Origin of the sequence: Methylomonas sp. MS20 (assembly GCF_050275925.1) — a bacterium.
Taxonomy (GTDB): Bacteria; Pseudomonadota; Gammaproteobacteria; order Methylococcales; family Methylomonadaceae; genus Methylomonas; species Methylomonas koyamae_A.
On the sequence record NZ_CP189962.1, the window covers coordinates 1380792 to 1392808 of the forward strand.

General features: G+C 62.0%; 6 protein-coding genes. All 6 read right to left on the reverse strand.

Annotation, left to right across the window (positions count from 1 at the left end; all coding sequences use genetic code 11):
- Window positions 1–9: 9 nt before the first annotated feature.
- Complete coding sequence (locus ACQE3D_RS06060; protein ID WP_313728718.1) at window positions 10–1509, reverse strand: phytoene desaturase family protein; 1500 nt, start codon at window positions 1507–1509, stop codon at window positions 10–12.
- Between the two features lie 2 nt (window positions 1510–1511).
- The gene (locus ACQE3D_RS06065; RefSeq protein WP_313728717.1) at window positions 1512–3113 is read right to left on the reverse strand and encodes an aldehyde dehydrogenase family protein; all 1602 of its coding nucleotides are present in this window, start codon (window positions 3111–3113) and stop codon (window positions 1512–1514) included.
- 98 nt (window positions 3114–3211) lie between these two features.
- Entirely contained in the window at window positions 3212–4732 is a 1521-nt protein-coding gene (locus ACQE3D_RS06070; protein WP_313728716.1) for a phytoene desaturase family protein, read from the reverse strand.
- A 121-nt stretch (window positions 4733–4853) separates the two neighbouring features.
- A complete protein-coding gene (locus ACQE3D_RS06075) occupies window positions 4854–9113 on the reverse strand; it encodes a PAS domain S-box protein (RefSeq protein ID WP_313728715.1) in 4260 nt (1419 codons plus the stop codon).
- Window positions 9113–11107 carry a PAS domain-containing protein gene (locus ACQE3D_RS06080; protein WP_313728714.1) on the reverse strand — a complete coding sequence of 665 codons (1995 nt, stop codon included), beginning with the start codon at window positions 11105–11107 and terminating at the stop codon, window positions 9113–9115. The genes ACQE3D_RS06075 and ACQE3D_RS06080 overlap by 1 nt, the downstream gene beginning before the upstream one ends.
- A complete protein-coding gene (locus tag ACQE3D_RS06085) occupies window positions 11104–11994 on the reverse strand; it encodes a transporter substrate-binding domain-containing protein (RefSeq protein ID WP_313728713.1) in 891 nt (296 codons plus the stop codon). Before ACQE3D_RS06085 ends, ACQE3D_RS06080 begins: the two co-directional genes overlap by 4 nt.
- Between the last annotated feature and the right edge of the window lie 23 nt (window positions 11995–12017).

A 12017-nucleotide genomic window follows, 5' to 3' on the forward strand; every position in this document is an offset into this window, starting at 1 on the left:
CCGGCGGGTTTACTGGCCGGACAGGTCGGCAAGTATCTTGTCTCTGACCAATTGCCCCGACAACGTCACCATCGGCATGCCGCCGCCGGGATTGACGCTGCCGCCGACGAAATACAGATTACGCAATTCGCCGCTACGTTGCGGGGCCTTGAAGCCCAGGTTCAGATTGCGGTCGGCCACCACGCCGTAGATCGAACCCCGGTTGGAATAGTAGCGGGCTTCGATGTCGGGTGGCGTCCAGTATTCCTCGCAGACGATGTGGCGGCGCAGATCGGTCAAACCCATCCGTTCCAATTTGCTCAACACCCGCTCGCGCAAGGCCCAATAATCGTCGGCGCTCAGCGGTTTTTCCGGATCGATGTGCGGGATATGCGGCAGAATCTTGATGATTTCGCAGTCGGCCGGTGCCTGGGCCGGATCGGTCTTGCACGGCGCCACCAGATAAATGGTCGGGTCTTCGGACAAGTGGTGACTTTTAAACACCGCATCGAAATGCTCGCGCGGGTGATCGGAATAAAAAAAGTTGTGATGCGCCAGTTGCGGATAAAGCCGGTCCACGCCCAGGTGCAGCACCAGGCCGGAGCAACTCGGCTGGAAGCGCTGGACTTTTTTCAGCGCCGGGGCAGGGCTGTTCAGCAGTTTTTCCAGGCACGGAATCACTTCCATGTTGGATACCACCAGATCGGCGGCCAGCCGTTCGCCGCTTTGCAGGCGGATGCCGGTGGCGCGGCCGGCTTGGTGCTCGATGGCGGCGACTTCGGCATTCAGCCGAATCGTTACGCCCAATTCCAGCGCCAGTTTTTCCAGGGCCTGAGCCATTCCGTACATGCCGCCCTTGACGTACCACAGACCGTATTGGTATTGGATGTAGGGCAGCAGATTCATCAAGGCCGGCGCGTCGTAGGGCGAGGAACCGACGTATTTGATGAAGTAATTCAGAATGTCGACCAGTTTCGGATCGGAGACGAAGCGGCGCACGCCTTGATCCATGGTGCGGAATACGTCGAATTTCAAACTGCGCAGCGGACCGTAGAATTTCAGCAAGTCCCAAAAACCGTCCAGGCCCTTGGCAAAGTAACCGGTTTCGGTTTCCCGGCCCAATTCGCCGGCATAGGCCATGAAGCGTTGGAATTCGTCGTACACCTGGGGACCGAGCTTTTCCAGCTCGCGACGCTGGTTTTCCGGGTCGGCGCATAAATCGACGACGGTGCCGTCCTCGAAAAAATTCCGCCAATGGGTTTCGACCGCCTCGATCGCCACGTAATCGGCCATGCGTTTACCGACCCTGGTAAACAAGGCTTCGAAGATGTGCGGCATGGTCAGGATGGAGGGGCCCAAATCGAAGGTGAAACCGTCTTTTTCCAGAATGTTCAGCTTGCCGCCGACCTTGTCGTTTTTTTCGACCAATTCGACTTGGAAGCCTTCGGAGGCCAGTGAAATCGCCGCCGATAGGCCGCCCAAGCCGGCGCCGATCACGACGACATTGCGGTGCTTAGTGTATTGCTGCATGGTTAGCCTCGTTTGCCTGTCAACAGTAATTTAAGATTGTGCCAGCGCTGGGTCAGGTCGAAAGCCGAATACTCCCGAAACGCCTGCAAGGCCGGCCAATTGCGTTGGATGCGTTGTTTCAGCGTGCCGGCGCCGTGCACGAAGTCGATATAACCTTTTAAGTTTTGATAGTGCTGTTCGGAATAGGGAAACCAGTTCGGTTCCTTGGGCAAGCGGCTGCGGCTGGTCAGTCCGGCCACCGGATAGCTAAAGCTCAGCAAGCCCTCGGCGCCGTGATAGCGGCCGAAGCCGCTGCGCTTGACGCCGCCGAACGGCAGGCCGGGATGGCCGATGTTTTTGATGACGTCGTTGACCGCCCAGTTGCCGACCTGCAATTGCCCGGCCACCCGCTCGGCCTTGGCGATGTCGCTACTCCAGATACTCGCGTTCAAGCCGAACTCGCCGGCGTTGGCCGCCGCGACCGCGTCGGTTTCGCTGTCGAAAGCCTGGATAGGCAACAACGGGCCGAAGGTTTCCTCGCGCATCACCCGCATATCGGGTGTGACGTTCCACAACAGCGCCGGCGACAGGAAGCGGCCGTCGAGTTGCAACGCGCCCGAGGCTTGGGCGCCTTGGGCCAACGCGTCGTCGTAATGGGCTTGGACGATGTCGATTTGCCGGTCCGAGGTCATGGCCCCCAAATCGGCGTCCGCGCCGGTGCCGACTTCCAGCTTGGCGACGCCGTCCAACAACAAGGCCAGGAATTGGTCGTGGCACTCGCGTTGCACGTATAAGCGTTCGATCGACACGCACACCTGGCCGCTGTTGCTGAACGCGCCGTACAACGCGGCGTTGGCGGCGCGCGGCAAATCGGCATCGGCGAACACGATCATCGCGTCCTTGCCGCCCAGCTCCAGCAGCACCGGGATCGGATGTTGGGCGGCGCGGCGCATCGCGGCGCGGCCGGACTGCAAGCCGCCGGTGAAGAACAGCAGGTCGGGGCCGGCGTCGATCAAGGCTTCGCCGACCGCGCCGCCGCCGATCGCCCATTGCAGCAGGCCTTCCGGCAAATCCAGGCCGGCGAACAGCTCGACTATCAGTTGGCCGACCGGCAGACTCAACTCGGACGGCTTGATGATCGCGGCATTACCGGCGATCAAAGCGGTCAGTAGCGGTGCCACGGTCAGTTGCAGCGGATAATTCCACGGCGAAATAATCGCGGCGACGCCGTAAGGGCGGCGTTGGATTTGGGCGGTGGCGCCCGGAAACGCGAACGGCGAGGTCGGCATGCCGCGGCCGGCCAGAATCCCGGCGGCGTGTTTGCGGTAATAGCCCAGCAAATCCAACAACGGATAGATTTCGCCGAGCAGGGCTTCGGTGCGCACCTTGCCGGTGGTCAGGCGCAGGCAATCGACGATGGCGTCGCTGTCCGCCAATAGCCGCTCGGTCAGCGGCGCCAGTTTCGCCAGCCGTTGTTCGACGGACAGGCTGGCCCAGGCCGCGCCGGCGGTGCGGGCGGCGGCCATTTGTTCGGCCAGCGCGGCGGCGGTCGTGGTTTGGTATTTGCCCAACAGGCGGCCGTCCAGCGGTGAAACGGCGCGAATCGGCGTGGGTTCTATAGACATGGGTTGGCTGGACTCAGGGTCGGCAAGCAGTTAGGGCGAAGGCTGTCGGCCGAAACCGCGCTGGCGCGGCAAGTGGCGTTGGCTGTCACCGGCTCGGGCTAGTTTTTCAACCAACGGCTTTGATCGATGTCGCGGAACGCCACGCCGTGTTTTTGCGAAATCAGCCGCGCCGAAATCCGTGCCGATTCGTAAATCGTCGGCAGGCCGCTGCCGGGATGGGTGCCGCCGCCGACCAGATAGCAGTTGTCCAGCTCCTCGAAGCGGTTGTGCGGCCGCCAGTACAGCATCTGGCCGAAGTGGTGGGCCAGGCTGAAGGTCGCGCCCTTGTAGACGTATTCGTCGCTTTCCCAACTGCCCGGCGTGATGATTTTTTCGCATTCGATATGCTCGCGCAGATCGGTCAAGCCCATGCGTTCGGCCAAGGTATCCAAGACTTGCTCGCGCACGGTTTGGCAATGTGCCTGCCAATCCACGCTGCTATCGTTGTTCGGCATCGGCACCAGCACGTACAGCGCCGATTTGCCGGCCGGCGCCAGCGTGGCGTCGCTGGCGGACGCGTTTTGCACGTAGAACGAAAAATCCCGGCTCAGGGTTTTGTCGGCGAAGATATTGCGGATGTTGGTGCGATAGTCCTTGGCGAAGGCGATGGTGTGGTGGGGCAGGTCGTAGACCTTGTCCAAACCCAGATACAGCATGAAGGTCGAGCAAGAGTAATCGAGTTTTTTCAGTTTTTCCGGCGCGTACTTTTTCAGTTGGCCGGGTTGCAGCAAATGGCTCATCGCGTGGGCGAAATCGGCGTTGACGATCACTTCGTCGCCGCGAACCTCGTCGCCGTTGTCCAGCTTGACGCCCTGGACCGCGCCGTTTTCGACGATGAGCGATGCAACCCCGCTATTCAGGCGAATCTCGCCGCCGCATTCGCCGACGACCTTAGCCATCGCCTCGGCGATTTGATTCAAACCGCCCTTGACGTGATAGATGCCGTATTCGTGTTCCAGATAGGGCAGCATTGTGAATAAGGCTGGACATTCCCACGGCGACATGCCCAGATATTTGGATTGAAAGCAAAACGCCAACCGCATTTTTTCCTGATTGAAGTAGCGGCCGAGATTGGCGAATACGCTTTTCGGATAGGCCAGCCAGGGCAGGGCCTTGATCAAATCCCAGGACAAAAACGAAGCCAGGTCGGAATAGTCGCGGGTGATGCAGGGATATAGGGCTTTAAAGCGTTTGCGCTCGTTGACGATGAAGTCGTCGTAGCCGGCGGTGCCTTCGTCGAACACCCGGTTCAGTTCGGCCCGCATGTTCTCGCGGTCGGAGTACACCGAAATTTCGCGGTCGGCGTATTGCAGGCGGTACATCGGCGCCAGCGGCAGGAATTCCAGGTAGTCCGCGCTTTGCCGGCCGCACAATTCGAACATTTCGTCCAACACGCCCTTCATCAGCAAAAACGTCGGTCCGGTGTCGAAGGTAAAGCCGTTCATCCGAATCGCCCGGTTGCGGCCCCCGACTTCCGGGTGTTTATCGAATATCGTAACCTTGAAACCGCGCTGGCCGAGCAGCATGCCGGCGCACAGGCCGCCCGGGCCGGCGCCGACGATGATGATGTGTTTGGGCATGAGTGACTGAGGGGGAGCGTTGAAAAAAGCCGGTAATGTAACAGTATTTTTCGGCTTTGACCCAAGCGATGATGTCGGCCGCCGCCGCCGCTGTTCGGCCGGCGATGTGCCGGCTGGTCCGCTAGGCGCCGCCGGAGGCGGGTTCGATGCCGATTCGGCTCAGTAAGGCTAGGGCCGCGTCGTAATCGTAACCGGCTACCGCTCGTTGAAAATCGGCGTGCGATTCGCCGAGCGCGGCTTGTAAAGCCGCGTCCAGCTCGCGCGCCGAGCGATTGGCCAAGGCGTTGTTTTCGGCGAGCAAATCCGCCAATTCGCTCAGGCGCCGCCGCGCTTCGGTTGGGTCGATGGCGGCGGCGACCGAAGCGACGAACGGCATGTCGCCGATGTCTTGCAACAAGGGTTGCAATTCGGCCGCGCAGGCCTCGATCAGCGGCAGGCAGAGGTCGGCGCTCAGCCGGTCTCGAAGCGCGCGATCCAGCGGGGCTATCCGCTCGGCCAGCGCGACCGCGCCCAAGGTTGCCGCGACGCCTTTCAGGGTATGGCTCAGCGCCCTGGCCGATTTGTAGTCGCCGCGCGTCAGCAGTTGGGCGATGTCGGTCGGATCGTCGCGGTTATGCTCGGCGAATTGGCGCAGCAGCTGCAGATATTTGACCGGATCGCCGCGCAGCATCGCCAAGCCCCGCTCCGCGTCGAGGCCGCGAATTCCGCGTAGGCGCTCCAGGAGCTGACTCGTGTCGTCGCCAGCACCGGCGGACTCGGCAATCGGCTGCGGCGATGTCGGTTCCGGCGTCGGTGTCAACCAGTGCAGCAATGTCGCATACAGTGCCGTCGGGTTGACCGGTTTGGCGACAAAGTCGTTCATGCCGGCTTGCAGGCAGGCGGCGCGGTCTTCGTCGAAGGCGTTGGCGGTCATCGCCAGGATAGGCAACGCCGCGAACTCCGGCAGTTCCCGAATCGCTCGAACGGCTTCCAGGCCGTCCATTTCCGGCATCTGCATGTCCATCAGGACCAAATCGTAATGACGGCTCAGAATTTTCTCGACCGCCAGCTTGCCGTTTTCGGCGGTATCGACGATCAGGCCGACACCGTGCAACAGTTCCAACGCGACTTCGCGATTGATCGGGTTATCCTCGGCCAGCAGCAATCGGGCGCCGGCATGGTTGCGACGTAGCCGATTTTCGTGGTCGGTCGTCGGCGGCGGCAACGGACCCGCCGCCACGCCGTGACCGCGTTGCAAGCGGGCGGTAAACCAGAACCGGCTGCCGGCGCCGAGTCGGCTTTCGACGCCGGCATCGCCGCCCATCATTTGCGCCAGCTTTTTGGTGATGGCCAAGCCCAGACCGGTGCCGCCGTATTTACGGGTGGTGGAGGCATCGGCCTGGGCAAAGTATTCGAACAAGGTCGGCAATTGCTCGGCGGCGATGCCGATGCCGGTGTCGCTGACCTCGAAGCGGACCAGCAATCCGTCGTGTCGGTCTTCCAATAAACGCGCCACCAGTCGCACCGTGCCGGTTTCGGTAAATTTGATGGCGTTACCGGTGTAGTTGAGCATGGCTTGGCGCAGGCGGGTGGGGTCGCCGCGCAACCAGGTCGGTACGCCGGCGTTTTCGACCTCCACCCGCAGGCCTTTATGCTTGGCTTGGTCGGCGGTGAGCGAGCGAATGTGGTCCAGAACCGCTTCCAGCGCGAAATCGGTTTGTTCCAGTTCCAGCCGGCCGGCTTCGATTTTGGACAGGTCCAGAATATCGTTAATGATGGCCAGCAAGTGTTGGGCGGCGGCGTCGATCTTGTCCAGCCTTTCGCGTTGTTCCGGCGTGGGCAGACTTTGCCGCAAGATATAGGTCAGGCCGATGATCGCGTTCATCGGCGTGCGGATCTCGTGGCTCATATTGGCCAGAAAAGCGCTTTTGGCCTGGTTGGCGGCGTCGGCTTGCGCGCGCGCCGCAGCCAATTCGGCGGTGCGACTGGCCACCAGTTCCTCGAGGTGGTGGCGATAGCGGTCCAGTTCGGCGCCGATGCGTTTTTTCTCGGTGATGTCCTCCTGGACCGATACGTAGTGGCTGACGCCGCCGTCGCTACCGCGCACCGGAATCACGATGGCGAACTCGACGTATTCGCCGCCGTCCTTGCGCCGATTGACGAATTCGCCCTTCCAGGTTTCGCCGCGCGCCAAGGCCGCGTTGAGCGCTTGGTAGGTGGTCGCCGGAGTTTTGCCGGATTTTAGCAGTCCGGGCGTACGGCCAATGACCTCGTTCCGGCCGTAACCGCTACGTTCGACGAAGGCTTGATTGACGTATTCGATGTTGCGGTCAAGGTCCGTGATCAAAATCGCGTCGGGGCTTTGTTCGACGGTTTGCGCCAGTTTGTGCAGTTGTTCGTCGGCGCGTTTGCGTTCGGTAATGTCCAGATTGATGCCGGCCAAGCGGGCCGGCTGGCCGGCGGCGTCCAATCGGGCCTGGCCCTTGCTCGCCAGCCAGCGGATTTCGCCGTTATCGAGCCTTAGGCGGAATTCGACATCGAACGGTTCTCCGATTAAAACTCGAGACTCCCATTGCCGGTCGATTTCCGCCAAATCGTTCGGATGAATCAGATTGCGCCATTCCCGGTAGCTGACTTCGGTTCGGCCCGGCATCCCGTAAAGCCGGGCGCATTCCGGAGACCAGTAGCAGCGACCGCTGGTAATGTCCAATTCCCAGATACCGACGTGAGCGCCTTCCTGGGCCATCAGCAGACGCTGTTCGCTGGCCAGCAAGGCCGCCGCCGCGGCCTCGGCGCGCTGTTGGGCGGCCAGCGCGTCCTCCATCAGATTCAGCGCGGCCTGACGGGCTTGTTGCTGCTCGAGTAATGCTTGCTCTTGGTTTTCCAACAGGCGCGCTTCCGCCTGTTTTCTTTCGGTGACGTCGAAAAACGCCATCAATAAGTCGCTGCCCATCACAATGCCGGATACCACCGCGATGCGTTGACTGCCATCCTTGCAGCCGATGCGGTATTCCAACGCTTCGATGTCGCCGCCGCCGACGGTGGCTCCCAACACGGCGTCGCTCCAAGTGTTCATGGCCCAGATGCGGTAGTGTGGGTCGGGAAAGGCCAGTGTCCACCACAGATCGATGTGAGGGATGTCGGCGCGGGCATAGCCGAACGTGGTTTCGAAGCGGAGATTGGCGTCTAACAGCGTGCCGTCGCCGCCGACCAGACACAGCGGTAGCGGCGCATTGCGGAACAGGCTGCGGAAACGTTGTTCGCTGGCGCTGACCGCCGCCTGGGCGAGTTTGTGTTCGCTAATGTCCTCGACGCTGCCGCTCAAGCCCAGCAAGCCGCCGTCGGCGTCCAACTTCGGCACGCCTCTGGAGACGATCCAGCGGCGTTCGCCGTCGGGACGGACGATTTCGGCTTCGCATTGGTAAGGTTGATGCGAGGCCAACGCTTGCGCGATCGCCGCTTCCAGCCGGCGCCAACTGGCGGGTTCGAAGCGGCCGGCGATTTCGGCGAATTTCAGCGGCGCTAGGTCTGGCGGGTGGCCGAAGATGCGATACATTTCGGCCGACCAGACCGCTTGGTCGGTATGCGGGTCCCATTGCCAGCTGCCGACTTTGGCCAGGTGTTGGGCTTCTTGCAACGAGGCTTCGCTGTCCCTTAACGCAGCCTCGATGCGTTTGCGTTCCGTGATGTCTTCCACGACGCTCACGAAACAGCCCGCGCGATGTTCGGCGGCGGCGATCGAGCCGACCGTCAGGTTGACCCAGACTGGGGTGCCGTCCTTGCGCAAATAGCGTTTTTCCAGATTGTAGCGCTCGATGTCGCCGGCCAGCATGCGTTCGATTTGCGCCATGTCGTCGCGTAAATCGTCGGGGTGGGTGATGTCTTGAAACGACATGCGCGTCAGTTCGTCCGCCGAATAGCCGACGATTTCGCATAAGCGGCGATTCACGTACAACCATTGGCCGTTCGGCGCGACCAGGGCCATGCCCGAGGCGGCGTGTTCCAACACCAGGTGCCAGTGCGACTCGGCGGCGTTCAATTGACGGGCGCGTTCGGTTTCTCCGGCGCGGGAGCGCTGCAGTTTTTCGCTCAGGCCGCTGACCAGAACGCCGTTGACTATCAACAAGGTCCATTGCATGGCTTGGTGAGGGGTGCCGAATGCAAAGGTGCCGAGCGGCGGTATCAGGTAATACGCCGTGAACAGGCCGGCCGAAGCGGTGGCCAGCACGCCGGGGCCGAAGCCGCCGAGCAAGGCGCTGAGCGCGATCGGCAGCATGAATAGAATCAAGGTCGGAGCGTCGCCGAACTCCGCGGCCAGCGATAAACGCACCGCGATCGCCAAACCGGTCAGCCATGCCGCAATCCCGTAGGCGCGTAAACGGCGGTAGCGATTCTCGGGCATTAAGCGTCTCCGCTCGCGCCGCCAACCGCACCGCCGCAGTGGATAAAGTCGGTGCGGTAGAGCGGCGCTTCGCCCAATCGCGCGCTTAACTCGTTGACTTCTTGCTTCAGTCGGATCATTTCCAGTTCCCGGCCGACCATGGCCCGATTAAAGCGTTCCAGTTCGGCGTTGCGTCGCGCCAGTTCGCCGGTTTGGCGGAGCAGCAGTGCTTCGGCATCCTTTTGGGTACTGACGTCGGACATGACGCCCACCATCCGCAGGGGCTTGCCGTCGATCGTACGTTCGACGACTCGGCCCTTGACTCGGAGCCATTGCGTCGGGCCGGCCGAGTTCGCCAAGCGATAGTCGATATCCACGTCCTGAGTTTCGCCGGCGAAGTGGGCGTTGAACGCGGTTTGAACTCGTTCCCGATCTTCGGCCAACACGCCTTGCAGGAAAAAATCGAAATAGGGCATTGTCGAATCGGGCCGGTAACCGGTCATTTCTCGATAGCGATGGGTCACGTAGGCGCCGCCGTCGACGATGTCCCAGTCCCAAAGCCCGTCTTCGCTGGCCAACAGAGCCAATTGCAAGCGTTCCTGGTTGACCAGTAAATGCCGCTCGGCCTGCCTTTTTTCGGTAATGTCGCGGGTCAGGCCGCGATAACCCAGTAGATAGCCGTCGTCCCCGCGAATCGGAACGCCATTGGCCAGGACTTGCCGGTGTTGGTCTTGGCGGTTGCGGATGGTGTATTCCAGGTCTCGAAACGGCAGACCGTGTTCGGCGATTTCGGCGAGCGTTTCGCGCGGGCCGGCGGCGTCGCCGGCCAACAGATCGAAGAAACTGGCGCCCAGCATCTCGTCGGCGCGATAGTCCAGCTGGTCTTGGATACTGTCGGACACGTAGCGGAAACGCCAGTCCGCGTCCACTTCCCAGATCCAGTCGGCGGAAGCCTTGGCAATGTCTTGAAAGCGCGCTTCGCTAAGCCGCAAGGCGCGCTCCGCCGCCTTGCGCTCGCTGATGTTCAGCGCGTAAGCCACGCGCCGGAGCGGTTTGCCGTCGGCGTCCTTGGTGACGGTGATGTCGATCATGACCGGGAAACGTCGGCCGTTTCGGTCGATGTGCTCGGTCTCGAACATACCGTGACCGTTGCGATCCAGTTGCGGAAGCAAACGCTGGATTTGCGGCCAGACTTCGGGCGGATAGACCTTGGCGATGGGCTGGCCGATCAAATCCTCCGGTGCGTAACCGCGTTCGGCCGCGAATTTCGGGTTGACGGCCAGGAAGCTGTCGTCGGTGGCATCGGCAATCGCCAGCCCGAAATCGGCTTGATCGAAGGCGCGCGCCCACAGGCGCAGACCGGCTTCGACGCGGTCCCGGCCGCGTTTGGCGCGATAGGCGACCCAGCCGATGCCGAGCAGGGCGCAAGCCATCGTGCCCAATAGCCAACCGTAGTAACGGCCGAATGTCCGCATCCTCTCACCGAGGTTGGCGGCGATCAGATTGTCCAGCGCTTGGGCTTGACGCTCCAGCTCGAAAAAACGGATGCGTAACTCGGTTTGCAAGCGGGGATTGCCGGCGATACCGTCGCCGACACCGGCCAGCGTCTCTCGAAATTGGCGCATGGTTTCGGTGTAGGCGGTCAACTTTTGGGCGGCCGGATCGGCCTCGGCGGGCTTGCCGGCAGGCGATGCCGGCGCTTCCGCCAACGCGGCGGCCAGCGCCCGACTGGCTTGGTCCAATAGCGCCAAACCTTCGCGGCGGTCGAACGGCGATTCCGGCGTCGCCGACAAAAACACGTGTAGATAGCCCTTGGCCAAGTCGACTCTGGCATTGCGTAGCCAGGCTTGCTGACTGCCTACACGATCCAGCAGGTTTTGTTGTTCGGTCTGTATCCAGCCGAAGGCCATCGAAAACAAGGCCAACACGAACAGCACCGGACCGGGCCAGGCCAACCGGTCGGCGCGCCGGTCCGCGAGGGCCGGCCAGTCGCGCTGGATCTCGGTCGGTTTCATCGCGCCATCCGGCCAAGTATTTCGGCGGTGGTGGTCGAATCGGGTAGGGCGTCGGCGCCGAAACCGAATGCTATCAGCAGTTCGCGGTGGGCTGCGCCGCCGACGAAGCCGGCCAGTTGCCGATTCCAACGCGCCAGCAGTTCGTGGTCGCCCGGCCGAAATGCCATGGCGCCAAAACCGATGTAACCCAGGCCGTTGTGGCGCGGCGCTTGAAACGGCGCGGCAATTTCCAATTTGCCCAGACGTTGATCGGCGACCATCCGGTTGACACTGGGTTGCGACAAGGCCAGCGCGGCGGTCAGACCGGTTTCGACCGCGACTCGGCCGGTCAACGCGTCCGGGACCACGATGATTTGCCGGTCGGCGACGCCGCAGGCACGCAGCAGTTCTGTTTCGACGGCACCGTGCAGGACCGCGACCTTCAGCTCGGCTTGAGCGGCGAGGTCGGCATAGCTGTTCAAACGATGAGGATTGCCGATGCCAACCAGTAAGGTTGGGCCGACGTGGAAAGTGGGTTCGGAAAATGCCAATAGCGCGGACCGTTGGGGCGTCACGAACAAGCCCGCGGCGATCATGTCGAAGCGGCCGGCCAGCAGATCGGGGATTAGCGAATCGAAGGCGGTTTGTTGCCAGTCGATTCGGGTAATGCCTAGTTCCGCGGCGATGTGTTCGACGGTTTCCACTTCCAGGCCGGTCAGACGGCCGGCGTCGTCGAGATAGACGTAGGGTGCCTCCAAGGCCGTACCGACCCGTAGCGTGCCGTCGCGGCTGATGCGCGCCCAGCTGGTATCGTCGGAGTCGGCGGTTGAGGCGAGCCACCAAGGCGCCACGAGTGCCGGGATCAGCACTAACAGCGCTATCAATCGGATGGCGTGGGGCTGATGCACGCCGGGCTCCCGGATTGATGCCG